This window comes from Mesorhizobium sp. M1409, assembly GCF_040317535.1.
In the GTDB taxonomy this organism is placed as follows: domain Bacteria; phylum Pseudomonadota; class Alphaproteobacteria; order Rhizobiales; family Rhizobiaceae; genus Mesorhizobium.
Genome location: NZ_JAMYKV010000015.1, coordinates 51,281 through 77,721 on the forward strand (window position 1 = coordinate 51,281; position 26,441 = coordinate 77,721).

Here is a 26,441-nt window from a genome sequence, read left to right on the forward strand (position 1 = left end):
GCGACATCCCGTCAATCCGTCGGCAAGCGATAGTCCTTGAACTGCTGGCGCAAGGTGATCTTCTGGATCTTGCCGGTGGCGGTGTGCGGAATTTCGCCGACGAAGGCGACATCGTCCGGCATCCACCATTTGGCCACCTTACCGTCCATGAAGTCGAGAATATCAGCCTTGGTCGGTTCCTTGCCAGGCTTGCGGACAACGACCAGCAACGGTCGCTCGCCCCATTTCGAATGATAAACGCCGATGGCGGCCGCCTCGGCGACATCGGGGTGGCCGACAGCCAGATTCTCGAGGTCGATGGTGGAAATCCATTCGCCGCCGGATTTGATGACGTCCTTGGCGCGATCGGTGATCTGCATATAGCCACCGGCGTCGATATGAGCGACGTCGCCGGTGTCGAACCAGCCGTCCTCGTCGAACTGCTCCGGGCCGGCGCCACCATAATAGGCGCGGGCAACGGCCGGTCCGCGCACTTTCAGGCGGCCAAACGTCTTGCCATCCCAGGGCTGCTCTTTGTTGTCGTCGTCGGTCACCTTCATTTCGACGCCGAAGGGCGGGTAGCCCTGTTTCTGCTGGACATCGAGCCGGGCATCACCCTCAAGACCGGCATAGTCCGGCTTCAAGGTACACAGCGTGCCGAGCGGCGACATTTCGGTCATGCCCCAGGCATGGATCACCTGGACATCGTAGTTCTGCTGGAACTTGGTCATGATCGCGCGCGGGCAGGACGAGCCGCCGATGACGACCTTGTTGAGATAGGGAAGCTTCTTGCCGGTCTCCTCCAGATGCTGCAGCAGCATCATCCAGACGGTCGGCACGGCGGCGCTGAAGGTCACCTTCTCGGTGTCAAGCAATTCGTAGATCGAGGCGCCATCCATCTTGCAGCCAGGCATGACCAGCTTGGCGCCGATCATCGGTCCGCTCTGGCCAAGCCCCCATGCATTGGCGTGGAACATCGGCACGACCGGCAGGATCGTATCGCGCGACGACAGGCCCATGGCGTCGGGCATGGCGGCGATCATGGCGTGCAGCACGTTCGAACGGTGGCTGTAGACGACGCCCTTCGGATCGCCCGTGGTGCCCGACGTGTAGCACATGCCGGCGGCCGTGCCTTCGTCGAAGGTCTTCCAGGCGAAGTCGCCGTCCGCCTCGTCAAGCCAGTCTTCGTAAGCGACCACATTCGGCAGTGTCGTCCGTGGCATATGCGCCTTGTCGGTCAGCACGATCACCTGTTTCAGCGATTTGACGGCGCCGGCGATCTTCTCCAGCAGCGGCAGGAAGGTCAGGTCGACGAAGACAGCCTTGTCCTCGGCATGGTTCATGATCCAGACGATCTGCTCGGGAAACAGCCGCGGATTGAGCGTATGGTAGATGGCGCCGATGCCCATGATGCCGTACCAGGCCTCGATGTGGCGCGCGGTGTTCCAGGCGAGCGTGGCGATGCGGTCGCCCAGGCGATAGCCGTCACGCTCCAGCCGCTGGGCGACTTTCAGGGCGCGACGATGGATGTCGGCGTAGGTGGTGCGCACGATCGGCCCCTCGATCGAGCGCGACACGATCTCGCGCACGCCATGCTGCCGCTCGGCGTTGTCGATGAGCTTGTGGCAAAGCAGCGGCCATTCCTGCATCAATCCCAGCATTCGATCCTCCCTTCACGCTTTTTTGCGTGTGCTTTTCGGGCCATTGTGGAGCGAACCGCCGGATTGTCCAGCCGTCAGCACGGCCTGGCGCTGCATTGGTGGAAAACCGCCACAATCCGGCCATCCTCGGCGTTAAGCTTCGTTAACGGGCAAGGGGCGATTGGCGACTGAAAGAGGTTCGCATGGACGCGCAGCTCGACGACGAAGCCCTTGAGAGTACGCTTGCCGAAAGTCTGACCGATCTGGCGCCGGACACAAAGACTGTTTCCGAAGACGAATTTGTTGAAGTTGTCGGCGGCGCGCTCGAAGCGGTCGGCGGCACGCTGCTGTTCAAGATGTGCGTCCAGAACCACGGCGAAGGCCAACATGTCGCGGCCGCATCCGTCGGCGACGGCGGCAATCGCCAGTTCCTGCTGCTCACACTGCCGACCGGCGGCGGCCCATTGAAGGTCGAAACCGCGTCGAGAAGCAGCAACCCGGTCGCCGGCATCGCTGCTGCCTATGCCGGTCTCATGGACGTGTTCAAGGCCGCTGCCTGACTGCTGCGGCAGGTATTTCAATTTGCTTCGGAGGCACAATCCGTCGGTATCGGCCGGATTGGGCTTGCGTGCTGCATGGCCACCGCCGGCCTTGAACTATGCCCTTGCGCGACACATCTGAAAAATCGACGCAAGGAGACCCCGCATGGACCAGATCACCAACCCCGCCCCCGGTTTTCAACGCAATCCCGACAAGGTCATCACCATCGACCCCTTTGCCGGCACAGTCACCGTGCGCGCCGGAGACGCGGTCATCGCTTCATCCACGAGGGCCAAGGTGCTGAGTGAGCCGCCCTATCCCGCGGTCTTCTACATTCCGTTCGCCGACATCGATTTCGGCAAGCTCGCCGGCACCGAACACTCGACCCATTGCCCCTACAAGGGCGACGCAAGCTATTGGAGCGTGCTGCCTGCCGGCGAAACCGGGCAGAACGCCATGTGGGCCTACGAGCATCCTTTCGACGAAATGGCTGAGATCCGTAACCACGGCGCGTTCTACGCCAGCAAGGTCGCGATCGAAGCCAAACCGGACTGACCGACTGCGACCGCCGCGTGAGGTGCGTTGAGATTCAGGTCAGGCCGGCTTCACCTGAAGATCAAATGCACCGGTCAGTCGGTGGTGCCGTGATCGCCGATTCCATCGGCATCGGCATCGTCGAGCCGCACAAAGGTCAAGCCCTTGGCCTTGAGCGCCAGGAGCCCCTGCACCACGCCTTCGCCGGCGGCGTGGGTCGGCTGGTTGATGTGCGAGATAATCACGTCACCGTCCTTGGCCGCCGCGATGCGCCGCGCGGTTTCCTTGGCGCCAAGCAATGAGCCGCCGTCGCCGTTTATCGAGAAGCCCGCGATCTTGAAGCCAAGCTTGCGGATCATGGCGATTGCCGACGGACTGTATTCGGCGGTTGCGCCCCGAAACCATTTCGGCGCCGGCTCGCCGGTTCCGGCAAGAGCGGTGGCACCCGACTCGACCTCGGCCAGCACCGCGTCCGGGCTGCCGGCGCTGCGGATACCGTAGATTTTCCGTGGCGTGTCGACCGCCGGGATATGATGGCCGCCGTGATTTTCAAGCTCGAACAGGTCGGGATGGGCCCGCATGATCTCGACGGCGGCGGCGTTTCGCTTCAGCCAGATACCGGTCACGAAAATGGTGGCGGGGATCTTGTTGTCCACCAACGCCGAAAGGATCCGGCTGTCGGTCTGCCCGCCGCAGGCATCTAGCGTGAGCGCAACGCGGCCTGCTCCGCTCGCCTCCGGCCTGATGTGCAGCGTGGGCTCGACGAGCGGCGCGGCATGGCCGGCGGATACCATCGCCAACGACATGGCGATCATGCAGAGATTTTTTTGCAGCAGGCGCATCAAACCGAATTCCTGACCGGTCGTTTCAAGCCGGCATCCCAAGACGTGCATGAAGGCGGAAATCGGGATGGTGGATAGCGGAAAAGTGGCTGTCGCGACAATTTGACCGTTCGCGTGGTGAACGGGCCATTCCGCGATAGCGGTTGTCCGCGCGACCATGATGTCAGATGGCGCGCCCCAGCCTCATTTCGGAGCGCGAAAGAAGCTCGCGCACCGCGTCGACCACAGGCTTGACCTCCAGACCCCAGACGCAGCAGGCCTTGCTGGGATCCGGCGCGCGGCAGAGGCCCTTGGCCAGGCAGTTGCAAGGCAACGGCGGCTGGAGCGAAATGCTGGGCACGCCGAGGGGACCCCAGCGCGACGGGCGCGTCAAACCGAACAGCCCGACAACCGGGGTTCCGGTGGCGGCGGCCATGTGCATCGGGCCGCTCTCGTTGCCGAGAAACAGCCGGGCCTGTTTCAGCACCGCCAGCAGACTTTCAAGCGACAGGTCCCCCACGAGATTGACGACCGACGGCGCGGTCCTGGCGACGATACGTTCGGCAATCTCCCGCTCGTCCGGGCCGCCGACCAGGACGACGTCCAGACCGGTTTCGCCCATAATCTCGACGATCGCCGCTGCAAACCGCTCCGGCTGCCAACGTCGCCCCTCGAAGCTTGCACCCGCATGCACGGCGATGAAACCGTTTGGCCGCAGATGGTGCTTATCCAGCAGCGCCAATGCTTTCGCCGTCTCCAATGGCAGCGGCTGAAGGCTCGGAATCACCTTGCGGAGTTCGATTCCGAGCGCTTCGAGCGGCGAGAGATAGCGGTACAGAAAGTGCTGGCCATCAAAGCCGTAGGGCTTGGCAAAGACGTTGGCGGGCTGGCGCTCCAGCATGCGCAAGGGTCTTTCGGAAGGATTGTAGCCGACGCGGGTTCTTGCGTTGACGAGCCCGCTGACAATGCGCGACGTCTTTGAATCGGTCAGGTCGATTGTCAGGTCGACGCGGAAGCGGCGCAACGCGCGGACCATGGCGTAAAGCTCTTTCCCGCGCTCGAGGTTGGTGCCGCGCATGCGGGCGCGCTTAAACGTGACCACCTCGGAAGCGATGCCATGAGCGATCACGAAGCTCTCGAAGCTAGCCTCGCACAGAAATACGAGCCTGGCGCCGGGGAATTCGAGCCGCAAATTTTCCACAAGTACCGAGGCGAGGACGATATCTCCCATGAACTTCGTTTGAATGACCAAAATGGAGCGGAACGGCGCGGGTGAGGTCTGCAACATCGGCTTCCGGGGACAATTGCGGGTATCCGCAAATTGGGCGGGAACGGTGTCGAAATTATGCAATGCCGTCGGCACGTTCGCGTGAATTGGCTTACAAAACGGTAAGCTCGTCCGGGATAGATCTATCCGCGGCCTGACTTGGAGCAGTTCACCGTTTCTCGAAACGGTTGACGCAATTCCCTACGGGAAAGCGCTACGAGCTTTCCCGGGAAAACCGTTTCACACTTTTCCTGGAATTGATCTAGCGACCAGCACCGCTGCCTGCGCGGCCGCCAGCCTTGCGATCGGCACGCGATAGGGCGAGCAGGATACGTAGTCGAGGCCGATCTCTTCGCAAAAGCGGATCGAGGCCGGGTCGCCGCCATGTTCGCCGCAGATGCCAAGCTTGATGTCGGGCCGCGTCGCCCTGCCCTTTTCGGCGGCCATGCGCACCAGTTCGCCGACGCCGTCGATGTCGAGCGAGACGAACGGATCCTGGTCGATTATGCCTTTCTGGCGGTAGGTTTCCAGGAACGAGGCCGCATCGTCGCGCGAAATACCGAATGTCGTCTGGGTCAGGTCGTTGGTGCCGAAGGAGAAGAACTCGGCGGACTGCGCGATGACATGGGCGCGGATCGCCGCACGCGGCAGTTCGATCATGGTGCCGGTGAGATAGTCGATCTTGACACCGGTTTCCTCCATGACGCTCTTGGCGACCGCATCGATGCGCGCCTTGACGTAGTCGAGTTCCTTCACCAGGCCGACCAGCGGCACCATGATCTCGGGGACCACAAGCGCGCCGGCCTTCTTGCCGGCCTCGACGGCCGCCTCGAAAATGGCGCGCGCCTGCATCTCGGCAATTTCGGGATAGGAGACGGCCAAGCGGCAACCGCGATGACCGAGCATCGGGTTGAACTCGTGCAGCGCCTCGGTGCGCTGCCTGAGCTTGTCCGGCGACACCTTCATGGCGGCGGCAACCTCGGCCACCTCTTCCTCGGTCTTCGGCAGGAATTCGTGCAGCGGCGGATCGAGCAGGCGGATCGTCACCGGCAGGCCGGCCATGATCTCGAACAGTTCGAGAAAATCCGAACGCTGCATCGGCAAAAGCTTGTCGAGTGCTGTGCGCCGGTCCTTTTCGGTGTCGGCCAGGATCATCTCGCGCATGGCGACGATGCGGTCGCCATCGAAGAACATGTGCTCGGTGCGGCAAAGGCCGATGCCTTCGGCGCCGAAGGAGCGCGCCATGCGCGCGTCGAGCGGCGTTTCGGCATTGGTGCGCACCTTCATCCGGCGCACCGCGTCCGCCCACTCCATGATGGCGGCGAAATCGCCGGAAAGTTCGGGCTGCAGCATCGGCACGGCGCCCTTCAGCACCTGGCCATTGCCGCCATCGATGGTGACGATATCGCCCTTGCGGAAGGTCGAGCCCATCGCCATCAGCGTGCCTGCCTTGTAGTCGACACGCAGCGAACCGGCGCCCGACACGCAAGGCTTGCCCATGCCGCGCGCCACCACCGCGGCGTGGCTGGTCATGCCGCCGCGCGTGGTCAGGATGCCTTCCGCCGCATGCATGCCGTGGATGTCCTCGGGGCTGGTTTCGATGCGCACCAGGATCGCCTTGCGGCCTTGCGACTTCAACTCCTCGGCGTCGCCCGAGGAAAAGACGATCTCGCCGGTGGCGGCACCGGGCGACGCCGGCAATCCGATGCCGATGACGTCACGCGCGGCCTTGGGATCGATGGTCGGATGCAGCAGCTGGTCGAGCGATGCCGGATCGATGCGGGCGACGGCTTCCTCTTTCGTGATCAGCCTGTCCCGCGCCATCTCGACGGCGATTTTCAGCGCCGCCTTGGCGGTGCGCTTGCCGGACCTTGTCTGCAGCATCCACAATTTGCCGCGCTCGATGGTGAATTCGAGATCCTGCATGTCGCGGTAGTGCTTTTCCAGGCTGTCGGAGATGGTGACGAAGGACTGGAACGCGTCCGGCATCAGCTTCTGCAGCGATGGCTTGTCCGAGCCCGCCGCGATGCGCGCCGCCTCGGTGATGTTCTGCGGCGTACGGATGCCGGCGACGACGTCCTCGCCCTGCGCGTTCACCAGGAACTCGCCATAGAGCATCTTCTCGCCGGTCGACGGGTTGCGGGTGAAGGCGACGCCGGTGGCTGATGTCTCGCCCATATTACCGAACACCATGGCCTGGACATTGACCGCCGTGCCCCAGCTTTCGGGGATGTCGTGCAGGCGCCGGTAGGTGATGGCGCGGTTGTTCATCCAACTCGAGAAGACGGCGCCGATCGCGCCCCACAGCTGCTCATGCGGATCCTGCGGGAACGGCTTGCCGAGCTCTTCCTCGACCTTGGCCTTGTAGAGCGCGATGACGCCTTGCCATTCGAGCGCCGTCAGTTCGGTGTCGAGCTCATGCCCAAGCCCGCCCTTCTGGTCCTCCAGGATTTCCTCGAACACTTCATGGTCGAGGCCCATGACGACGTCGGAATACATCTGGATGAAGCGGCGATAGCTGTCATAGGCAAAGCGCGCATCGCCGGAATCGGCTGCCAGCGCCTCCACCGTCTCGTCGTTCAGCCCGAGATTGAGCACAGTGTCCATCATGCCGGGCATCGACGCGCGGGCGCCGGATCGCACCGAGACCAGCAGCAGTTTCGACGGGTCGCCAAACCGGCGGCCGGTCAGGTGTCCGATGTGATCGAGCGCAACCGCGACATCGGCTTCCAACCCGGCCGGATAGGTGCGGCCATTGGCATAGTAGGCGTTGCAGACCTCCGTGGTGATGGTGAAGCCCGGCGGCACCGGCAGGCCCAGGCTGCACATCTCGGCCAGGTTGGCGCCCTTGCCGCCCAGCAGATTCCTGTCGCCGGCACGGCCTTCCGCCGCACCATCGCCAAAGGTGAAAACCCATTTGGTCATGCATTGCTCTCCGGTTGCAGGAGATTGGAAAGGTTGGCGAAACGGATAGTTCCGCCGGTCCGACCCTGGAGCGATATGATGCTGCAGTGCGAAAGGCAAGGCGTCGGCGAAGCCGCCCGGCTCCTACAATCGATTAAGCAAAAGCCCGGTCCCAGGATGCGTCAAAAAGACTTGCCATTCCCGGGCTTTTAGAGTAGAACATACAGGGAACAAACAGGTGAGTCATGAAACTGTCTGGAAAACTCGACTATCTGGAAATGCCGGCGACCGGCGGAACGCTGGACCGGCTCAAGGCCTTCTACAGCAATGCCTTTGGCTGGTCGTTCACCGACTATGGACCGACCTATTCGGCTTTTGCCGAAGGCCTGGACGGTGGCTTCCAGGCCGACGCCGAGGAAGCGCCCGCCAAGCCGCTACCCGTGCTTTACAGCAAGGATCTGGAAGATACGCGCGGTGCCGTCGAGAGCGCCGGCGGCACGATCGTCAAGCCGATCTTTTCATTCCCCGGCGGCCGGCGCTTCCACTTTGTCGATCCGGCCGGCAACGAGATGGCTGTGTGGTCCGAGTAGCCGCTCCATGTCGTCCGGCGGCGCTGCTTTGCCTGACCAAATTTGATCGTTCTGACTTGTCGCTCATAAGGATTGTGCTTTTCGGCTGCTCTGCTAATAACGCGCCGCACCAGCGACTCTGACGGCAATTGGGGCGTCGCCAAGTGGTAAGGCATCGGTTTTTGGTACCGACATTCCCAGGTTCGAATCCTGGCGCCCCAGCCAAACTGGATGCCCTGTGGATAATTTCATCTTGGTGGCATCGCTCGACGCAGCAGCCGGCAATACTGTTTCCACAGCGCGCGCGTGCCGACAGCATCGCGTCCATCAGTTCGGTCGACAGCAGATCGTCCGCCACCGAGGGTCGCCGTGCCGAACTCGATCCAGCCCCGATGCCGGGCACGGGACAGCGCATCGACCGAATACAGCGTTGCGCCGACCATGCTTTCGAAGAGGACGGCGTCCGGCCCATCCGCCTGGCCTACTTTGAGCAATGGCACCTTGCCGGTCGGCGAAAGCGCCAGAAACCAGTCGGGCTTGGCCGCAAGATCGACGTCGATCTTGTCGACCAACACGCCTTTTCAAGAAGGACAATCGCCGCCCGTTGAACGAACGGGCAAAGCGGGTGGCTGATGAGCGTGAGGCTGGTGTCGGGCATGATGGTCTCTCGAAGTGCCGGCAAGGAACGGGCGATGTTGCGCTGGCGCTACAGCAACTGCCCGCCCGAAATGTCGAAGGTCGTGCCGTTCGCCCAACCCATATCCTCCGACAGGATAGCGGCGACCGCGCTGCCGATGTCGTCCGGCAGGCCGACGCGGCCCAGTGCGATGCCCTGCGCCACATAGGCGTTGACATCCTCATTGTCGCGCACCGCACCACCGCCGAAGTCGGTGGCGATGGCACCAGGCGCAATCGCATTGACCCGGATTCGGCGCGCGCCAAGCTCCACCGCCATAAATCGGGTCAGTACCTCGACCGCAGCCTTCATCGCCGCATAAAGGCTATAGCCTGGCAGCGTGAAGCGCACGAAGCCGGACGAGACGTTCAGGATGCGCCCGCCGTCCTCGATCAGCGGCAGCAGCTTCTGGGTCAGGAAGACGGGGCCGCGCAGATGCGTGCCGACCAACGATTCGAATTGCTCTTCGGTCGCCTCGGCGAAGTTGGCGAAAAGACCGTTGCCGGCATTGTTGACCAGGAAATCGAAGCGTTCGCGACCGAAATCAGTCTTCAGGGTTTCGACCACCTTCCCGGCAAATGTGGGGAAACTCGTCGTATCAGTGACGTCGAGCGCCAGCATGGCGGCCGTGCCGCCCAGCGCCTCGATCTCCTGGCGCAGCGCGTCGGCTTCCGCCGCGCCGCTGCGGTAGGTGCCGACGATGTGGACACCGCGTCTGGCGAGATGCAGCGCCATGTTGCGGCCGAGGCCGCGGCCGGCGCCGGTGATAAGTGCGATCTGCTTGGTCATGGTCTGCCCTCATTGGATGGTCACGGTGCGAAGCGGCGCCGCCAAGGCACCCTCCCGATGTCCCAAAGGTAGGCGACGCCGGCTCGACGAACCCGCCCGATACGCTCAACATTTTGCCCGATTGTCTCAATCGCTTGCCTGGCGGACTGACGATGGTATGGTCTGACGATGACAGACCATCTCAAGCCGCATCTCGACATCGCGCTGCGCCACGCGCCATCAGGGATAACCATCACGCCGATCCCGCGGCTGGAGATCAACGTGGGACAGGCGACCACCGGCAAGGCACCATGCCTGTACCGCTCGATGATCTGCTTCATCCTGCAGGGTTCGAAGCACGTAGCGATCAACGACGATCTTTTAAGCTACGATCCCGCGCACTACCTCATCAGCGCCCTCGATCTGCCGCTGATCGGCCAGATACTGGATGCCGATGACGGCCAACCCTATGTCGCGGTGTCGCTGGTCCTGGACCCTGCCATTCTGGCCGATGTTGCGTCGACCATGCCGCAGGTGCGCGACATTGATCCCCAAGGGATCGGCATTGCGATCAATCCGATGACGGCGCCGCTACGCGACACCTTGCTGCGCCTGCTGTCGTTGCTCGACACCCCGGCCGATATTCCCGTTCTTGCTCCCATGGCGGAACGTGAATTGCTCTATCGTCTCCTGCAAGGTCCGCAGGGTCGCCTGTTGCGTCAGATCGCGCGGCCCGAGGGTGCGCTGGGCCGTATCCGGCGAGCGGTGGGATGGATAAGGGACAATCAGAATACCCGTTTGCGCATAGAGGCGCTATGCGATGCAAGCGGCATGAGCCGCGCCAGCCTGCATCGCCATTTTCTGGCAATGACCGGTCTCAGCCCGCTCCAGTATCAGAAACAGCTTCGGTTGCAGGAAGCGCGGCAGTTGTTGCTCGCTGGTGACCATAGCGCATCCGATGTGGCCTTCGCGGTCGGCTACGAGAGCGCCTCGCAATTCAGCCGCGAATATCTCCGGCAGTTCGGCGCACCGCCAGCGCGCGACGTTCGTCAGATCAGGCAGGCGATCGGGGAGCCGGCGTTGGCCTAGCCGGCATGTTAGGCCGACTTGCCAAGAGCTTTCAGGCAAAATCCAATCTGCGCGCGCAAGCCCACTTCGGTATCCTCGCCGTGTTCGAGGCAGCGCTCGATCAGCATCGGATGGAGGAACGGCGTGAACGCGGTGTGGACGGCACGCGCCGCCGCAGCGGAATCTTCGACGTTGAATTCGCCCATTCGATACCCTCGCGGATGACGATCCCTAAAGTCGTTACCATGTCCTCGATATACGCCTTGATGATCGCCCAGTTCTCCTGCATGGCGGCGACAATCAGGTCGTGCATGCGCTTTTCCTTGACCAGCGTCATCTTCTTGTGGTGGTGAACGGCGGTCAGTAGCTGGCCGAGTTTCTCCCCGGCTGGCGCGTTCGTGCGTGCGATTGCGAGGGCGATGTCAGCTACCTCGTTCAAAGCTTGGCCGCAGATGGATTCTTTGATTGCGTCCCTCGAGGGGAAGAAACGGTAGACGTTTGCCGTGCTCATGCCGAGTTCGGAGGCGATATCGGCAACCGAAGTCTTATGGTAGCCGATGCGGCGAAAGTGCTCCTCCGCCACCTCCAGAATGCGCCGGCGCACCTCGTTTCGATCAGGTCGCTTTCGATCCGGGCGATCCATTGATGTCTCCAGTGCTGATGCCCCTCTTCGCGGCTCGCGTGGACAGTCATCGGCAGACGGCAAGATCGTGCAGCTGGCTTGCAAATATCAGGCCAGCGGGCAAGAACTTGAACCGTCTCTTCCGACAACAGTGCCCTATTCGGCCGCCATCGCAGTTTGCAATTCCGGTTCTTCGGTCGAAGCCTGATGGGCCTCATCCGCGGTCGGCTTGATCCGGAACCACGCGGCATAAAGAGCGGGAAGGAAAAGCAGGATCAGCACCGTGCCGGCCGCAGTGCCGCCGATCAGTGTATAGGCCATCGAACCCCAGAAGACGGAGTGCGTGAGGGGGATGAAGGCGAGCACGGCTGCAAGTGCGGTCAAGATGACGGGCCTCGTGCGTTGCACGGTGGCCTCAATGACGGCGTGATAGTCGTCAAGACCGGCAGCACGGTTCTCCTTGATCTGTTCCGTCAGGATCAGCGTATTGCGCATCAGGATGCCGGCCAGTCCTATGAGGCCCAGAATGGCGTTGAACCCGAAAGGCTGGTTGAAGGTGAGCAACATCGGCACGACGCCGACGAGGCCAAGCGGTGCCGTCAGCACGACCATGAACATCGTCGAGAAGGATCGTACCTGCAGCATGATGACGATCAGCATGGCGGCGATCATGGCCGGAAAGATCTTGCCCAAAGCAGTGTTGGCCTTGGTCGCCTCCTCGATTGATCCACCCATTTCGATGCGATAGCCGGCCGGAAGGGAAGCGATCAGCGGCTGCAGGGCCGTCATGATCTGCTTGGAGACCTCCGGAGGCTGCGTTGCCTCATTGATATCCGAGCGGATCGTGATGACCGGCAGACGATCGCGGCGCTTCAGGATCGGCTCTTCCAGGCGGACCTCCGAATGACCGATCTGGTCGAGGGGAATCTGGCGCCCGTCCCGGCTCATCAGCGAGAAATCCGCCAGACGCGACGGATCCAGCCGCTCAGCCCCAGCGCTGCGCGCCACGATCGGGACATTGCGAATGTCCTCGCGGACCTGTGTGACGGGAATGCCGGTGAGCAGGAACTGGAGCTGCTGGGCCACCTCCGCCGGCGACAGCCCGATGAGGTTCAGTCGATCCTGGTCAGGGATGAAGCGCAGTACGGGCGTGCGGTTGCCCCAGTCGCGATTGGCCTGCCGCACGTCCGCGACGCCTCGCATCGCATCAAGTGCTTTTTCGGAGATGGCATATAGTTGCGCGGGATCAGGTCCCATGACCCGGAACTCGACAGGGAACGGCGTGTAGGGTCCGAACACAAGCTGCGTGACGCGGACATTGGCCTCGGGCGCGAGCCCCTGCGATACCGCCTCCCGGAGCCGGTGCTTCAGCGCCTCGCGTGCCTCCGCGTCCGGTGTCAGCACGACGATCTTGGCAAAGGCAGGATCAGGCAGTTCCGGTGCCATGGCAAAGAAGAAGCGCGGAGCGCCCTGACCGACGTAGCTCGTCACGATCCTGGCTTCGGGCTGGTTGCCAAGCCAGTGCTCCAGCTTCTCCACTGTGGCGGTCGTCGTCTCGATGCTGGTGCCTTCCGGCAGACGAACCTCGACCAGCACTTCGGGGCGGTCGGATGTCGGGAAGAACTGCTGTTTCAGGCTGCCCATACCGACAACCGAAAGCGCGAAAACGATGGCGACGACACCGCAGGTCACGAACTTGTGGCGCACGGCAAAGATGATGAGCCGCCGCAGGCGCCGATAGTTCGGTGTGTCGTATATGGCGTGAACGCCGCCTTCGACCGGCTGGATCGCGGGCAGCATCTTGACGCCAAGGTAGGGCGTGAAGACCACCGCGACGATCCAGGAGACAATGAGGGCAAACCCCACGACCCAGAAGATGTTGCCGGCGTACTCGCCGGCCGTCGAGCGTGCGAAGCCCACGGGCAGGAACCCAGCGATCGTCACGAGCGTTCCCGACAGCATCGGCGCCGCGGTATGGCTCCAGGCATAGGCCGCCGCCTTGATGCGATCCATGCCCTCTTCCATCTTCACCACCATCACCTCGATGGCGATGATGGCGTCGTCCACGAGAAGGCCGAGCGCCAGGATGAGGGCGCCGAGCGTGATGCGATCGAAGAACCGGCCGGTCTCCAGCATGATGAGGAACACGGCGGCAAGCGTCAGCGGGACGGCGGCCGCCACGACGATGCCGACGCGCCAGCCCATGCTGAGCAGGCTGATCAGCAGCACGACGCCGAGCGCCATCGCGAACTTCAACATGAACTCGTCGACCGCCGAGGTGATGTTGACGGCCTGGTCGGACACCTTGTCGAGCGTTATCCCAAGCGGCAATGTCCGTGCGATCGTGGCAGTCCTGTCCTCCAGCGCCTTGCCGAGCGCGCGACCGTCCCAACCCTCCTGCATAACGGCCGCGAGCATGATGGTGGGCTCGCCCTGACGTCGGATGAGATAGGTGGGAGGGTCCTCGTAGCCGCGGCGGACCTCGGCAACATCGGAAAGCTTCAGCGTCCGCCCCCCGGCAACGATCGGCGTGTCGGCGATAGCCTGGACACCGTCATAGGCGCCGTTGAGCCTGATGAAGACCTGCGGCCCCTGAGTATCGATCGAGCCCGCCGGCGTGACGGTGTTCTGCCTTTGCAAGGCCGCAACGATATCTTGCGCGGACACGCCGAGGGTTGCCAGCTTGGCATAGGAGAACTCGACGAATATCTGCTCCGGACGTTCGCCGAGTATGTTGATCTTCTTGACGCCGGGCACGTGCAGAAGATCCTGGCGAATGGTCTCAGCCTGCCTGGCCAGCTCACGCATCGGCATGCCTTTGGCCTTCAGCGCATAAAGGGCGAAACTCACATCCGAATATTCGTCGTTGACGAAGGGACCGTAGACGCCGGGCGGCAGGTTGCGGGCTTCATCCCCGAGCTTCTTGCGGGCCTGGTAAAATTCTTCCTGCACGGCGGATGGCGGCGTGCTGTCCTTCAGCGTGACCGTCATATAGGCGTATCCCGGCCGCGTGGTCGTCTCGACCCGATCGTACCAGGTGAGTTCCTGAAGCCGCTTCTCCAACGGCTCGGCGACAAGGTCCTGCATCTCGCGGGCCGTCGCGCCCGGCCATGCCGTTGTGACCGTCAGGGTCTTGATGGTGAAGTTGGGATCCTCCGCCCGCCCGAGCATAAGGAACGCGTAGGCGCCAGCCGCGACGAGCAGGAGGATGAAGAACAGGGTGACGGCGCGTTCGCGAACGGCGATCGCGGAAAGATTGAGGTTCATCGTCAGTTGCTCCCGCTTTCGGAAGCAGTCCTGACGCGGGCCCCCTCCTGCAGGAGATGAGCGCCGAGCGAGACAATGGGAACGTTGGAGTTCAATCCGGAGATCACAGCGGTTTCGCTGGTTACACGAACAAGCTGGACGGGCTGAAAGTGTACGGTTGAGGTGGCGCTGTCCAACACCCAAACGCCGGTCTTCTTGCCGTCGTCGAGCACTGCCCCCAGTGGCACCTGGACCTCTGGCTGTTTCACCTGGCTTGCGAGCCGAATGGTTACCGTCGCGCCAAGCGGTGCCGCGGCAGCCTCACCGTCGAGCACATAGCGCGCCTCATACGTGCGGGTCTGGGCATCGGCGGAGTCCGACAACTGCCGCAGATGCGCTGAGTAACGACGCTCATCGCCACCATACACGCTGGCCTCGGCCGCCGAGCCGATCGCCGGCCGAATGGTTTCGGGGAGCGCGACAATTGCTTCGCGCGGGCCTGCCTTGGCGGTCCGGATCACTGGCTGGCCGGCTGCGACGACCTGCCCCGGCTCGCCAAACGTTTCAACCACCGTCCCATCCGCGTCCGCCAACAGGACTGCATAGGCCGCCTCGTTCTCGGCGACCCGTGCGTCGGCTTCGGCGGCGGCGAGTTGCGCTTGGGCTGTTTCCATCGCAGCCTTAGCCTGCTCGTAGCGCTGCGGTGTAATCCACCCACTGCCAAGCAAACTGGCGTATCGCCGTTCATCCGGCTGTGTCTGAGCGACTGTCGCGCGCGCTGCCGCGACGGCATTGCGTTTCGCCGAAAGCGCAAGGCGCAGATCGGTATCGTCAATCCGCATCAGCGGCTGACCGGCTTTAACTTCCTGACCGACATCCACCAACCGTTCCACGATCTTGCCTGGAACCCGAAAGCCGAGATTGCTCTGCACCCTCGCCGCGACGATGCCGGTGAAGCCACGTTCCGACCCGGTGACCGGCGCTGCCGACACAAGCCTGACGAATGGTGCTTCCTGCCTTGGATCGGTCACCAAAGAGGCTTCCTGCGCGGGAGTGGCAAGCGTGACGAATGCCGCCGCCCATGACATCGCCGTCAGGGTCGATCCCAATACGAAAACGGTTCTCTTTTTCACGCTCGTCGCCTCATCTCGAAATAGATTGCATTCGACCTCTATACCGATTATAGATTACGAACGCAATCAAAAAGGAGAGCGATGATGCGAGTGAGCCGAATTCAAGCTGCGGAAAACCGCGAGACCGTCATCAATGTGGCAAGCCGGCTTTTTCGCGAGCGCGGCTTTGACGGCATCGGCCTCAAGGATCTGATGAAGGGTGCCGGGCTGACGCAAGGCGCCTTTTACAAGCAATTCGCGTCAAAGGAGGACTTGGCGGCCCAGGCGTCCAGGCGGGCGATGGAGAGCGCCACCCACAGGTGGTCGACCGCGACCGCGGCAAATCCTGGGAATCCGCTCGACGCAGTGATCTCATTCTATCTCAGTATGGACCATCGCGGAGAAAGGATGGACGGCTGCCCGGTCGTTGCGCTCGGCTCGGATGCTGCCAGACAGGGCGCCGAGGTGAAGGCGTCATTCGAGGCCGGGATCAAGGAATACCTTGAGATGCTCGGCGGTTGGGTTGGCGGGACCGACGGCGAAAAACCCGGCGATAAGGCCATGGCCATTCTCTCGACGATGGTCGGTGCCGTGCTCCTCTCGCGGGTCGTCAACGACCCCGACCTCGCGCAGGCTTTTCTGGATGCGGCAACCGATCAGGTTCGCGAAGCAGTCGCCGCTTGAACGGCGGCGGCAGCGCTGTCCGCGCACCCAAGTGACAGGAGAATCGATGCGACGGATTGTGGTTACGGGCGTAGGAGCGGTCACGCCGCTGGCCGCCAATGTCAAGGCGTCGTGGTCGCGTCTCCTGGCCGGTCGCTCGGGGCTGCGGAAGCTTCCGGACGATATGGTGGGCGACCTGCCGGCGAAGGTCGGCGGCGTGGTCCCCTGCGTGGAAGAAGACCCGGAGTCCGGGTTCGATCCCGATGCCGTCCTGTCCGCGAAGGACCAGCGCAAGGTAGATCGGTTCATTCTCTTTGCGCTGGCAGCGGCGGAAGAGGCGCTTGCGCAGGCGAAATGGAAGCCTGCCTTGGAAGCGGATCGCATGCGCACAGCAACGGTCATCGCTTCAGGGATCGGCGGCTTCCCCGCCATCACCGAGGCGGTGCGCACGGTCGACCTGCGTGGCGCCCGCCGCCTGTCGCCCTTTACGGTGCCCTCCTTCCTGGTGAACCTAGCAGCAGGCCACATCTCAATCCGTCATGGCTTCAAAGGTCCATTGGGCGCGCCGGTCACGGCGTGCGCGGCCGGCATCCAGGCGATCGGCGATGCGGCCCGTCTTATCCGCGCGAACGAAGCTGATATCGCCGTTTGCGGAGGCACGGAAGCGTGCATGAACATCGTCAGTCTCGGTGGGTTTGCCGCCGCACGCTCTCTTTCCACCGGCTTCAATTGGGCGCCGGCTCAAGCCTCGCGTCCTTTCGACATATCGAGGGACGGCTTCGTCATGGGCGAAGGAGCCGGCGTGCTGGTGATCGAGGAATTGAGCCATGCGCTTGCGCGCGGTGCGAAACCGCTCGCCGAGCTCGTCGGCTACGGCACGACGGCGGATGCTCACCATGTCACCTCCGGTCCCGAGGATGGCGACGGCGCGCGCCGGGCCATGGAGATCGCGATTGCGCAAGCAGGGATTTCGCCGCGCGAGGTTCGTCATCTCAATGCGCATGCGACCTCCACGCCAGTCGGCGACCTGGGTGAGATCGAAGCGATCAAGAGCGTCTTCGGGCGCGATTTCGCGATAGCTGTCAGCGCAACGAAATCGGCGACCGGACATCTGCTGGGCGCGGCCGGCGGGCTTGGTGCCATCTTCTCGATCCTGGCGATCAGGGACCAGGTGGCACCGCCGACACTCAATTTGAGCGCGCCCGATCCGGCCGCCGACGGCATCGATTTCGTCGCGAACGAGGCCCGACCAATGGAGATAGACTACGCGATCTGCAATGGCTTCGGCTTTGGCGGTGTGAACGCCAGCGCCTTGTTCAGGCGCTGGACGGGATGATCCGACCGGCGCGAGCACCGGAGCGACCGGTGATTGAAAACTTTACCGCTGACCGCTTGGCAATCCGGCCGCTTGCGCTCGCGGCCCTATTCCCTGCCGGAAACGGAAGTTTCCGGGATTCGTATGTTCCGTGCATCCCCGGCAAGGCTGATGGGCGTGCATCTTATGGAGATTCGCGATGACTGCCATCCCCAACATCATTGAGCTGAAGCCAAGGATCACCGTGATCGGCGTGGGCGGAGGCGGCGGAAACGCCGTCAACAACATGATCCTTCAGAATCTCGAGGGCGCGGAATTCGTCGTTGCGAACACCGATGCCCAGGCGCTTGCCATGTCGAAGGCGTCGCGCCTGATCCAGTTGGGCGCCAACACGACAGCGGGATTGGGAGCCGGCTCCCTCCCCGAAATCGGCCAGGCGGCCGCTGAGGAATCGATCGATGAGATCATGGACCATCTTGCCGGCACCCATATGTGTTTCGTGACGGCGGGCATGGGAGGCGGAACTGGAACCGGGGCGGCACCCGTCATTGCCCATGCCGCACGTCGGGCCGGCATTCTCACCGTGGGCGTCGTCACCAAGCCGTTCGTCTTCGAGGGCGGGCACCGGATGCGGGCGGCGGAACAAGGTATCGAGCGCCTCCGCGAGTGCGCGGACACGGTTATCGTCATCCCGAACCAGAACCTTTTCCGGGTCGCCGATGCGAAGACGACCTTCGCGGACGCCTTCGCCATGGCGGATCGCATTCTCTATTCGGGAGTAGGCTGCGTCACCGACGTGATCGTCAAGGAAGGGTTGATCAATCTCGACTTCGCCGACGTGAGAGCTGTGATGGGCGATATGGGGCGCGCCGCGATGGGCACCGGCGAGGCGACCGGATTGAACCGCGCAAGGATCGCCGCGGAAGCCGCGATCGCAAATCCGCTTCTCGATGAAGCGTCGATGCGAGGTGCAAGAGGCGTCCTTGTCTCGATTTCCGGCGGACCGGATATGACGCTGTTCGAAGTGGACGAGGCGGCGACCCGCATCCGTGAGGAAGTCGACGCGGACGCCGACATCATCGTCGGCGCCACATTCGACGACGCACTCCAAGGAAAGTTCAGGGTGTCCGTCGTTGCGACGGGGCTCCGGCAGACGGCAGCGGTGATCGAATTCGGGCGGAAGATCGCATGAAGGCGACATTCGACGCCATCGTACCGGCTCGCACTTTCATCGACGCCGATAACAGTTGGGCGAAGATCACCCAGGGCCCATTCGAGAAATCCTCCAATAAAATAAAAGAGAGAGATAAATGCTAACCTCGTCCATGATCGAACCAAGCCTCTTGCAAATATCGGACACGCTCAGTCTGCGTTATGAAAAGACCGGCAATGGGCCGCCATTGGTCCTTATGCATACGATCCGCACACAGCTCGAGTACTTTCGCGATTTGGCGCCCCTGCTCGCCGAGTCTTACACGGTGTATGCCATCGATCTGCCTGGACACGGTCATTCGCCGATCGACCCACTCGCGCGCTTCGATGAGCCGTATTTCAGGCAAGGCGTCATCGGCTTCATCGAGAAGCTGAACCTCACCGGCGTCACGCTTGTGGGCGAATCGATCGGGGGTGCATTGGCTCTCACGGTCGCAGCCGCAATTCCGCAGCGGGTCGAGCGCGTCTTCGCCAGCAATCCTTACGACTACGAAACCCGTTACGGAGATGGGCTCCGACGTGGCAACTGGTTCGCGAATTTCATCATCGGAAGTTTGCAAGTCCCAGTTCTGGGCCCGTTCAATGCGTGGATGGAAAACAAGATGGTGCTCGGGAAAATAATGGGCGGCGGATATCACGATCCGCGTAAACTTCCTTCCGACCTTCTCACCGAGTTCGGCCGGGTGGCCAACCGCCCTGGATACAGGCGCGTCGCGCGCAAGGTGCTGGCAGGGTGGCGATCCTGGAGCAAGGCGCGGGACCAGTATCGGCTCGTCTCAGCGCCCGTGACGCTGATCTATGGCGACAGCGACTGGTCGCGCCCGAACGAAAGGGAGCGAACCCGGGCACTGCTCCCTGACGCGCGACTGTTTACGCTCAAGAATACTGGACACTTTTCAGCGGTGGAGAATCCATCGGAACTGGCGGGCATCATACTGGGGACCAGCGCCCTTTGAGCCGTTCAGCCGAGTGGTCTTGCCCTTGGACATAGGGTCCGCTCCGTGTCGCCATTCGCAGTCTCTACCTCATCTGGCTCATGAGGGGGTTGACCAGTCTCATGCCATCCCTATATAGTTGAGTATCTACTCACTCAATATCGCTAGACGGAAATATGGCGCGTCCCCTCAGTGAAGAAAAGCGACAGGCACTGCTCGATGCAGCGGCCGAGTTCGTGGCCTGCCTGGGCACAGGCGCGTCCACGGCCAAGATCGCAAAGGCGGCTGGCGTTTCCGAGGGGACGCTGTTCACTTACTTTCCAACCAAGGACGATCTGCTCAACCAGCTCTTTCTCGAGATCGAGGCCAACTTCACAGAGACGATGCTGGCCCCATATCCGGCGGACTCCTCCGCCAAAGACCGACTATTCGCGTTTTGGAACCGTCTGATCGACTGGGGACTGGCTCACGCTACAGCGCGCAAGGCCCTTCGCCAGTTGAAGGTGTCGGATCGCGTGACAGCGGACAGCCGGAACCGGTGCCACGCCATGCTGCGGGATGCGCGGACGATGGTGGAGGAGTGTCTCGCCGGCCATGCCGCGCCTGACAGGATCGCCTTCTACATCGATACCATTCTGTTCGACTTGGCCGACATAAGCATCAACGCGGTCACGGCCAGACCCCAGGAAAGTGACGCCATCCGGCAGGCCGGGTTCGACCTGTTCTGGAAGGGGTCCGCCGCCTGAGTTTTAACTGATAAATGAGCATGTAGGCACTCACACATAAGGATCGAAAATGTCGAATAGTAAGGGTTTTACCGAAGCCGACGTCCCCAAACAGACGGGAAAAAGCTTCATCGTCACAGGCGCCAACGCCGGCGTGGGGTTCGAAATCGCGCGGGTGCTTGCCGCCAGTGGCGCGCGCGTCCTGCTTGGCTGCCGCGAGCAGACCAGGGCGCTGGATGCCATCGCGCGGATCAAGCGGATCACGCCGAACGCCGATCTCGTCTGGTTGCCGCTCGACCTCGGTGACCTCGACAGTGTTCGCGCCGCAGCCGAGATCGCCGCGAAGGAGCCACGGATCGATGCGCTCATCAACAATGCCGGGATCATGAACCCGCCGCTGACGCGCACGAAGCAGGGGTTCGAATCGCAGTTCGGCGTCAATCATCTCGGCGTGTTCGCGCTCACCTCGCTGCTCCTGCCTAAACTTGCGGAGACCCGGGGAGCGCGGGTGATCGTGACCTCCAGCGTCGCGCATCTGAAGGCCAAGATCGACTGGGACGACCTCAACGCCGACAAGAGCTACATCAAGAACGATCGCTACGGCGCCAGCAAGCTGGCGAGCGCGCTGTTCTTCTTCGAACTGGATCGCCGCCTGCGCGCGGCGAAGTCGCCCGTCACTGCAATCGGCGTTCACCCTGGCATCGCCAGCACAAGTCTTGGCCGTCACATGGGATTTGTCCAGATCGCAGGCCCAATCGTCGGCCTGTTGCTCAACAGCGCCGACAAGGGCGCGTGGCCGGCACTTCTGGGTGCGACCGGCAAGGTGAAGCCCGGAGGCTATTACGGTCCCACCGGCTTTGGCGGAATCCGCGGTGTAGCCGGCGAGGCAAAGCGCGCGCCGCATGCGGAAGATCCCGCGCTCGCAAAGCGGCTCTGGGACGCCTCCATCGCCATGACCGGCATCGATCCAGGCTTGCGGACCACACCCAGTTCGCCGTCGCCAGCTGCGGCATCGAGCATATCGACAACATCATGCGCCCATTGAATGCCGCCAGATTTGACGCTATATCGTGTCATAATATGCGTCGATAGGAAGCAGCTGATGGGCTTAATTCAATATTCCGACAACGGGTTTTTCGTGCCGCGCAAGATCGCGGAGGCTCTGCGAACGACCAGCGAGGAAGTTGCGAAGACTGCCGGGCTTGGCAAGGACGCCGTCCAGCGCAAGGACCGCGTTCGGTCGGACAAAACCCAGCGCCGGCTGCGCGAAATGGTGGAGATCGTAAATAAGGTCGAGCCGCGCCTCGGCTCGGCTCTCATGGCCTATGCATGGTATCGATCCGAACCGTTGCCCGGCTTCTCCGGGCAGACGGCCATGCAACTGGTCCGTAGCGGTCGGGCTGACGAGGTGCTCGACTATATCGACGCCGTCGATGCCGGCATCCACGCCTGACCCGGTGGATGCAGTATCGAGGCAAGCTCTATCGGGCGCTAAACCCCATTTACGCGCGCGCGCCGCTTTCGGGTCGCGGTGCTGAGCTTTACGGCGGTCGGTTCAATCCGAAGGGTACCCCCGCACTCTATACATCTCTGTCCGTGCTGACCGCGCTGCGGGAAGCAAATCAGGTCGGCAATTTGCAGCCGACCACGCTAGTCTCCTACGACGCAGACATCGAGCAGATATTCGACAGCCGGGACGAACAGGTGCTTCTGGCCGAGAGTGTTGATGCCGGCGCGCTTGCTGATCGCTCCTGGCGCGACCAGATGAAGGCGACCGGTGAGGCAGTGACGCAGGCATTTGCCCGAAGACTGATCGGCCTTGGCTATCACGGATTGCTCGTCAGGAGTTTTGCGCTGGGCGCGACCGCGGACGATGTCAATCTCGTGCTCTGGACGTGGGGAGATGCCCCGCCCTCTCGCCTGACTCTTATCGACGATGAGGGTCGGCTGTCGCGGTGAGCTGGTACGGCGGCCCGGAAGATCGGTCTCCTCGGCGGCATTCTCACCTGTGCAGTGGAGCTCGGGATCATCGAGCGGCACCCCGTGCATGGCGTTCGCACCGAAGGACAGCGTCAATGCCCGCCGTCTCAGCGAACAGGAGTATCGCACGCTCGGCGACATTCCGAGGCGGTCGACGACGGACAAGGCTTGCGGAAAGAACGAACTCCTGCCGTTGTCGGTACAAGAATTAGTCTGAACGGCTTTCGAAAATCCGGCCGAAGATATGCCTGAGAGTTACGCCAATGTTGGCGTTCAGCCTAATGTACACCTCGCTCCGCTACGGACACGCCGTCCATGACTCTATCACTCGGATGCAGCACCACGCGATCGCCTGCGACAATGCCTGACAGAACCTCCGCTGTCCGGTTGTTTCGCTGACCGATCTTAATGATGGTCGCCCTTGCACGGCCGTCCCTGACCGCGAACACCGCCCAGTCATCCACCAGTCGGAACAGGGCGCCCACCGGCACGGTCAGGACGCCATCGGCTTTCCAAATCGTGACATGCGCGATCACCCGATAATCATGTCCTAGCGCCGACCATTTCGCGGGAGGGTCGGTGAAGTCGATGGTCGTGCGGACGCGTTGTTCCTCGATGCCAAGTGCGGAAACCTTGGTGAACCCGGCTGGATCGACTCGTTCGACGCGACCCTGGACCGCCGGCCCACCCCAGTTGTCTATCCAGACGGGTGCGCCAGGCTTGATCCGGACCGCATCGGTCGACAGCAGGTCCGCGACGATTTCGAGATCGAGTGGATCGCCGATTTCGATCAGGGGCGCACCAGCCTGGACGGCTCCTTCGCTCTCCTGGATGATGTTCAGCACGCTGCCGGTTACGGGAGCGCGCAACTGTATGCAGCAGGCCGGATCCGGCTCTGGCGCGGCGTCGGACTGTTCACCAAGCCGGGCTGCAACGCTGTCACGCTCGTTGCGGCGAACCTCCAGTTGAGCCTTCGCACTGGCCAGCGCTGCGTCATTGGTTTCGACGTCGAACTTGGCTCCGTCGAGGGCCTTGATAGAGATTGCCTCGGTGCGCGCAAGCGCTTCGGCCCGCCCGAGCTCCGTTCGCGAAAATACAAGTCCGGCCTTGATCCGGGCTATTTCGGCAGCTGCAAGGTTTATCGCGGCATCGGCCGCAGCCAGCGCCGCCCGCAGTTCTTCATGCGTGCGTGCATCGTGAAAGCTCGGCAACGTCGGTTGCATCACCGCCATGACCGTTTCGTCCTTGGTGACGTGGTCTCCGATGTGGCGGGGTGGAGAGATCCGTAGGACCTTGCCGGTGATCGGGGCTGACACTGTATAGACGTGACGTACGCGCGTTTTCGCTTCGTCGTCGATCGTGACTTCCATGGGACCTTTCGTCAGCGTTGCCAGATCCACTGCAATCGGCCGCGGCCATGCGAACCAGACGGCGCCGGCGCCCAAGATGGTCAACGCTGCAATGCCCAACGTTCGCTTCATCCAGATCGTGTGCATGGTTCAATCCCGTGTTTTGAGAACGCTGACAAGGTCCAGCTCGTTGAGCCTTCGGCGAACGACGAGCGCGGAAAGCACGGCCGCGGCGATCACGATCGCGCTGGCGAAGACGTAGGTGGACTGCTCAACGATCAGGCGTACCCGCATCAGCTCGCCGGCCAGGTTCTTCTGCATGATCCAGGCAAGACCATAGCCAATGAGCCATCCAGGCGGCTGCGCGATCAATGTGAGCAGGGCGAGTTCCAACAGGAGGATGCGCAACACTTCACCCCGGGTGAAGCCAAGGACGCGCAAGCTGGCCAACTCCCGCGCCCGTTCGGAAAGCGAGATCCGGGCGCTGTTGTAGACGACACCGAACGCGATGACGGCAGCCAGCCCGGTGTAGATGCTGGCCATTGTCGTGATCAGAAGGGCAACCAACTTGCGGAAATTCGCAAGCGACACACGCTGCAGAGCCAGGCCGCCGACAATCGGCAGGTTCTTGATGGCGGCATAGAACGTTTCCCGGCTGTTCTGGTCGAGGCTGACATTGATGCTGTTCACCGACGGCGCTTCGCGCATCAGGCGCGCGAGCGTCTCTGAATCCATCATCCCGCGGATGCCGAAGTAATCTTCGACCATGGCTGCCACAGGAACGACAACGGTCCGCCGCGTTCCTTCGAGGAGGTCGACTTCGACGGAATCGCCGACCCTCACACCGAGAATCTTGGCAAGCATGCTTGAAATCGCCAGGCCCGCTTCCGGCAGGACGACCGGCTGCAGGTCGACATCGATGATCCGGTTGAGATCGGCGTCACGCGGCCTGCCGCTGATCATGATCCGGCGCTCGATGTTTCCGCTCCTGATGCGGACCGGCACTTCGCGGTAGGGCTCGGCAGCGAGGACGCCCGGAAGCCGCGCGATCTGCAGGACGACGTTCAGCGGGCGTTTTTCCACGAAGCTCACGGTGGCGTCCTGGCGGTCGGCCAGGAAATACGTCACATCGATCAACTCCTCCATCGCATCGCCGGTGAAAAGTGAAACAATCAGGATGGCTGTCGCCAGTGCAATTCCAAGCGTCGTGAACAATGACCTGACTGGATGGCGAGTGATGTTGCGCAACATCATCGTGGTCGGTTGCGACATGAACCTGTCGACGCCGGAGCTCGCCGGCAGGAGTCGCCGATAGCGCGGAGGCGCCGGCGCCTGCATCGCTACGGCAGGCGCCAATCGCACGACCTCGCGAAGCGCGCGCACCGCCCCGATGATCGCCGCTACGAGGCTGAGCGCGGCGGCAATGACGTAAAGGTCCGGGCTCTTGGTGAAGACGAGGAACGGAAAATGGAAAAAGTCGCCGAACAGACTGGTGATGCGCATCCCCAGCCAAGTGCCCGCCGCGCTGCCCATCACAATGCCGATCATCACGATAACGACGACGAATTTGAGGTAGTGCATGACGATGCCGGCATTGTTGTATCCCAGCGCCTTCATCAGCCCGATCTGCTCGCGCTCCAGCACAACGAGCCGGCTGAGGGTGAGATTGACCAGAAATGACGACACCAGAAGGAAGATCGGTGGCAGCGTCCGGCTCATATTGTTGAGCATATCGAGTTCGTGGTTCAGCCAGGCGTGCGAAGTCTGGTCCTTCCGGCCATAGGCCGCTCGGCCACCATAGCGCTCGAGCATCGCCTCGAGGCGCATCATGACCTCGCTCTCGGATGCGCCCCGCAGCAACTTCAACGAAACCGAGGAGAACGCATCATCGAGGTCATAGGCGCTGGCGAGCGCTTTTTCCGACATCCAGATGAGGCCGAAGCGGCGGTCGTCCGGCATGATGTCGCCTGGCCCGACCGCGTAGATAAACTCGGGAGACAGCGCGATCCCGACAATCGTCAATTCGCGCTTTCGGCCGTTCAATATTGCCGAGAAGCGGGCCCCGGGCTGAAAGCCATGGGACAAGGCAAAGCCTTCGTTGACGACCACCTCTTCGGCTCGTCCAGGCTCCGGCATGCGACCAACACGCATGTAGAGCAGGTTGAGCGAAGCCTCACCGATCTCCGGCAGGGAGATGACTTCACCCGTGGCCGGCTCCAGATAGTCTGGTATGTCAAGCAGCACGAGCTTGGCTATCCGCGCGTCGACCGAAGCAACCCCGGGAATCTCGGCAATCTGGTCGACAAGCGTCCTTGGCGCGCGGCTCACCGTGGCAAAGACGTCAGCAAACCGGTAGCGTTCGTAGTATGCGGTGCGCGTCTCGTCGAGAGAACGGTAGGAGCCGACCGCGAGAATGAGAGTCGCCACGCCTCCGGCAATGACGAGCGCAATCGCCAGCGCCTGCGCCCAGAGCCGGCCGAAATCGCGAAGAAGCTTGATGTCCAGCGCGCGCATCC

21 protein-coding genes, 1 tRNA gene and 3 pseudogenes are annotated in these 26,441 nt (G+C 62.4%); 14 read left to right on the top strand and 11 right to left on the bottom strand.

The genetic code is table 11. The features are described from left to right. Positions 1-11: 11 nt before the first annotated feature. Positions 12-1,640, bottom strand: coding sequence for a fatty-acid--CoA ligase (locus NKG99_RS14605; protein WP_352868708.1), 1,629 nt, complete (start codon positions 1,638-1,640; stop codon positions 12-14). A 182-nt stretch (positions 1,641-1,822) separates the two neighbouring features. On the opposite strand from NKG99_RS14605, the gene NKG99_RS14610 reads away from it, so the two are divergent. Together NKG99_RS14610 and NKG99_RS14615 are read left to right on the top strand one after the other, a co-directional pair. Beyond that, entirely contained in the window at positions 1,823-2,179 is a 357-nt protein-coding gene (locus NKG99_RS14610; RefSeq protein WP_352868711.1) for a hypothetical protein, read from the top strand. Positions 2,180-2,324: 145 nt separating this feature from the next. Then, on the top strand, positions 2,325-2,714 hold the full coding sequence (locus NKG99_RS14615; RefSeq protein ID WP_352868714.1) for a DUF427 domain-containing protein: 390 nt from the start codon (positions 2,325-2,327) through the stop codon (positions 2,712-2,714). 74 nt (positions 2,715-2,788) lie between these two features. Here the strand turns inward: NKG99_RS14615 and NKG99_RS14620 are convergent, their stop codons facing one another. From NKG99_RS14620 to ppdK, 3 genes are all read right to left on the bottom strand, one after another. Then, a complete protein-coding gene (locus tag NKG99_RS14620) occupies positions 2,789-3,535 on the bottom strand; it encodes a polysaccharide deacetylase family protein (RefSeq protein ID WP_352868717.1) in 747 nt (248 codons plus the stop codon). Between the two features lie 163 nt (positions 3,536-3,698). Continuing rightward, entirely contained in the window at positions 3,699-4,877 is a 1,179-nt protein-coding gene (locus NKG99_RS14625; RefSeq protein ID WP_352868720.1) for a glycosyltransferase family 9 protein, read from the bottom strand. 144 nt (positions 4,878-5,021) lie between these two features. After that, on the bottom strand, positions 5,022-7,706 hold the full coding sequence (gene ppdK / locus NKG99_RS14630; RefSeq protein ID WP_352868723.1) for a pyruvate, phosphate dikinase: 2,685 nt from the start codon (positions 7,704-7,706) through the stop codon (positions 5,022-5,024). 224 nt (positions 7,707-7,930) lie between these two features. On the opposite strand from ppdK, the gene NKG99_RS14635 reads away from it, so the two are divergent. Together NKG99_RS14635 and NKG99_RS14640 are read left to right on the top strand one after the other, a co-directional pair. Next, on the top strand, positions 7,931-8,275 hold the full coding sequence (locus tag NKG99_RS14635; RefSeq protein ID WP_352868725.1) for a VOC family protein: 345 nt from the start codon (positions 7,931-7,933) through the stop codon (positions 8,273-8,275). A 129-nt stretch (positions 8,276-8,404) separates the two neighbouring features. Then, positions 8,405-8,479, top strand: a tRNA-Gln gene (locus tag NKG99_RS14640). Between the two features lie 134 nt (positions 8,480-8,613). Here NKG99_RS14640 and NKG99_RS14645 read toward each other — a convergent pair. Together NKG99_RS14645 and NKG99_RS14650 are read right to left on the bottom strand one after the other, a co-directional pair. After that, positions 8,614-8,912 (bottom strand): annotated as a pseudogene (locus tag NKG99_RS14645) (glutathione S-transferase family protein); the annotation flags it as partial. Positions 8,913-8,960: 48 nt separating this feature from the next. Further along, on the bottom strand, positions 8,961-9,719 hold the full coding sequence (locus NKG99_RS14650; RefSeq protein WP_352868727.1) for an SDR family NAD(P)-dependent oxidoreductase: 759 nt from the start codon (positions 9,717-9,719) through the stop codon (positions 8,961-8,963). 168 nt (positions 9,720-9,887) lie between these two features. Between NKG99_RS14650 and NKG99_RS14655 the strand changes: the two genes are divergently transcribed. After that, positions 9,888-10,787, top strand: a complete 900-nt coding sequence (locus NKG99_RS14655) for an AraC family transcriptional regulator (RefSeq protein WP_352868730.1) — start codon at positions 9,888-9,890, stop codon at positions 10,785-10,787. An 8-nt stretch (positions 10,788-10,795) separates the two neighbouring features. Here NKG99_RS14655 and NKG99_RS14660 read toward each other — a convergent pair. The 3 genes and pseudogenes from NKG99_RS14660 to NKG99_RS14670 form a co-directional block, all read right to left on the bottom strand. After that, a pseudogene (locus tag NKG99_RS14660) lies at positions 10,796-11,409 on the bottom strand (TetR/AcrR family transcriptional regulator). A 135-nt stretch (positions 11,410-11,544) separates the two neighbouring features. Then, entirely contained in the window at positions 11,545-14,655 is a 3,111-nt protein-coding gene (locus NKG99_RS14665) for an efflux RND transporter permease subunit (RefSeq protein WP_352868733.1), read from the bottom strand. 2 nt (positions 14,656-14,657) lie between these two features. Beyond that, positions 14,658-15,722 (bottom strand): efflux RND transporter periplasmic adaptor subunit, encoded by a 1,065-nt coding sequence (locus NKG99_RS14670; RefSeq protein WP_502913083.1) that lies wholly within the window; start codon positions 15,720-15,722, stop codon positions 14,658-14,660. A gap of 129 nt (positions 15,723-15,851) precedes the next feature. Between NKG99_RS14670 and NKG99_RS14675 the strand changes: the two genes are divergently transcribed. The 9 genes and pseudogenes from NKG99_RS14675 to NKG99_RS14715 form a co-directional block, all read left to right on the top strand. Continuing rightward, positions 15,852-16,430, top strand: coding sequence for a TetR/AcrR family transcriptional regulator (locus tag NKG99_RS14675; protein WP_352868866.1), 579 nt, complete (start codon positions 15,852-15,854; stop codon positions 16,428-16,430). A 46-nt stretch (positions 16,431-16,476) separates the two neighbouring features. Continuing rightward, positions 16,477-17,745 (top strand): beta-ketoacyl-ACP synthase II, encoded by a 1,269-nt coding sequence (gene fabF / locus NKG99_RS14680; RefSeq protein ID WP_352868739.1) that lies wholly within the window; start codon positions 16,477-16,479, stop codon positions 17,743-17,745. Between the two features lie 178 nt (positions 17,746-17,923). Further along, positions 17,924-18,916: a cell division protein FtsZ gene (gene ftsZ / locus NKG99_RS14685; protein ID WP_352868742.1), complete on the top strand. Its 993-nt coding sequence runs from the start codon at positions 17,924-17,926 to the stop codon at positions 18,914-18,916. Positions 18,917-19,034: 118 nt separating this feature from the next. Then, positions 19,035-19,892, top strand: coding sequence for an alpha/beta fold hydrolase (locus NKG99_RS14690; protein WP_352868745.1), 858 nt, complete (start codon positions 19,035-19,037; stop codon positions 19,890-19,892). Positions 19,893-20,047: 155 nt separating this feature from the next. Continuing rightward, positions 20,048-20,617, top strand: coding sequence for a TetR/AcrR family transcriptional regulator (locus NKG99_RS14695; RefSeq protein WP_352868748.1), 570 nt, complete (start codon positions 20,048-20,050; stop codon positions 20,615-20,617). A 49-nt stretch (positions 20,618-20,666) separates the two neighbouring features. After that, positions 20,667-21,641, top strand: a complete 975-nt coding sequence (locus tag NKG99_RS14700) for an oxidoreductase (protein ID WP_352868751.1) — start codon at positions 20,667-20,669, stop codon at positions 21,639-21,641. Positions 21,642-21,698: 57 nt separating this feature from the next. Further along, positions 21,699-22,049 carry an MbcA/ParS/Xre antitoxin family protein gene (locus tag NKG99_RS14705; RefSeq protein WP_352868753.1) on the top strand — a complete coding sequence of 117 codons (351 nt, stop codon included), beginning with the start codon at positions 21,699-21,701 and terminating at the stop codon, positions 22,047-22,049. Between the two features lie 8 nt (positions 22,050-22,057). Beyond that, positions 22,058-22,555, top strand: coding sequence for an RES family NAD+ phosphorylase (locus NKG99_RS14710; protein ID WP_352868755.1), 498 nt, complete (start codon positions 22,058-22,060; stop codon positions 22,553-22,555). Beyond that, a pseudogene (locus NKG99_RS14715) lies at positions 22,556-22,730 on the top strand (integrase); the annotation flags it as partial. It lies immediately after the preceding gene. A gap of 124 nt (positions 22,731-22,854) precedes the next feature. Here NKG99_RS14715 and NKG99_RS14720 read toward each other — a convergent pair. Both NKG99_RS14720 and NKG99_RS14725 read right to left on the bottom strand, forming a co-directional pair. Continuing rightward, complete coding sequence (locus tag NKG99_RS14720; RefSeq protein ID WP_352868757.1) at positions 22,855-24,072, bottom strand: efflux RND transporter periplasmic adaptor subunit; 1,218 nt, start codon at positions 24,070-24,072, stop codon at positions 22,855-22,857. 3 nt (positions 24,073-24,075) lie between these two features. After that, on the bottom strand, positions 24,076-26,439 hold the full coding sequence (locus NKG99_RS14725) for an ABC transporter permease (RefSeq protein WP_352868760.1): 2,364 nt from the start codon (positions 26,437-26,439) through the stop codon (positions 24,076-24,078). Positions 26,440-26,441 lie beyond the last annotated feature (2 nt).

Coding starts and splice junctions, on each gene's coding strand:
- NKG99_RS14605 (WP_352868708.1), bottom strand. CDS start 1,640: ATGCTGGGATTGATGCAGGAATGGCCGCTGCTTTGCCACAAGCTCATC.
- NKG99_RS14610 (WP_352868711.1), top strand. CDS start 1,823: ATGGACGCGCAGCTCGACGACGAAGCCCTTGAGAGTACGCTTGCCGAA.
- NKG99_RS14615 (WP_352868714.1), top strand. CDS start 2,325: ATGGACCAGATCACCAACCCCGCCCCCGGTTTTCAACGCAATCCCGAC.
- NKG99_RS14620 (WP_352868717.1), bottom strand. CDS start 3,535: ATGCGCCTGCTGCAAAAAAATCTCTGCATGATCGCCATGTCGTTGGCG.
- ppdK (WP_352868723.1), bottom strand. CDS start 7,706: ATGACCAAATGGGTTTTCACCTTTGGCGATGGTGCGGCGGAAGGCCGT.
- NKG99_RS14635 (WP_352868725.1), top strand. CDS start 7,931: ATGAAACTGTCTGGAAAACTCGACTATCTGGAAATGCCGGCGACCGGC.
- NKG99_RS14650 (WP_352868727.1), bottom strand. CDS start 9,719: ATGACCAAGCAGATCGCACTTATCACCGGCGCCGGCCGCGGCCTCGGC.
- NKG99_RS14655 (WP_352868730.1), top strand. CDS start 9,888: ATGACAGACCATCTCAAGCCGCATCTCGACATCGCGCTGCGCCACGCG.
- NKG99_RS14665 (WP_352868733.1), bottom strand. CDS start 14,655: ATGAACCTCAATCTTTCCGCGATCGCCGTTCGCGAACGCGCCGTCACC.
- NKG99_RS14670 (WP_502913083.1), bottom strand. CDS start 15,722: ATGTCATGGGCGGCGGCATTCGTCACGCTTGCCACTCCCGCGCAGGAA.
- NKG99_RS14675 (WP_352868866.1), top strand. CDS start 15,852: ATGCGAGTGAGCCGAATTCAAGCTGCGGAAAACCGCGAGACCGTCATC.
- fabF (WP_352868739.1), top strand. CDS start 16,477: ATGCGACGGATTGTGGTTACGGGCGTAGGAGCGGTCACGCCGCTGGCC.
- ftsZ (WP_352868742.1), top strand. CDS start 17,924: ATGACTGCCATCCCCAACATCATTGAGCTGAAGCCAAGGATCACCGTG.
- NKG99_RS14690 (WP_352868745.1), top strand. CDS start 19,035: ATGCTAACCTCGTCCATGATCGAACCAAGCCTCTTGCAAATATCGGAC.
- NKG99_RS14695 (WP_352868748.1), top strand. CDS start 20,048: ATGGCGCGTCCCCTCAGTGAAGAAAAGCGACAGGCACTGCTCGATGCA.
- NKG99_RS14700 (WP_352868751.1), top strand. CDS start 20,667: ATGTCGAATAGTAAGGGTTTTACCGAAGCCGACGTCCCCAAACAGACG.
- NKG99_RS14705 (WP_352868753.1), top strand. CDS start 21,699: ATGGGCTTAATTCAATATTCCGACAACGGGTTTTTCGTGCCGCGCAAG.
- NKG99_RS14710 (WP_352868755.1), top strand. CDS start 22,058: ATGCAGTATCGAGGCAAGCTCTATCGGGCGCTAAACCCCATTTACGCG.
- NKG99_RS14720 (WP_352868757.1), bottom strand. CDS start 24,072: ATGCACACGATCTGGATGAAGCGAACGTTGGGCATTGCAGCGTTGACC.
- NKG99_RS14725 (WP_352868760.1), bottom strand. CDS start 26,439: ATGCGCGCGCTGGACATCAAGCTTCTTCGCGATTTCGGCCGGCTCTGG.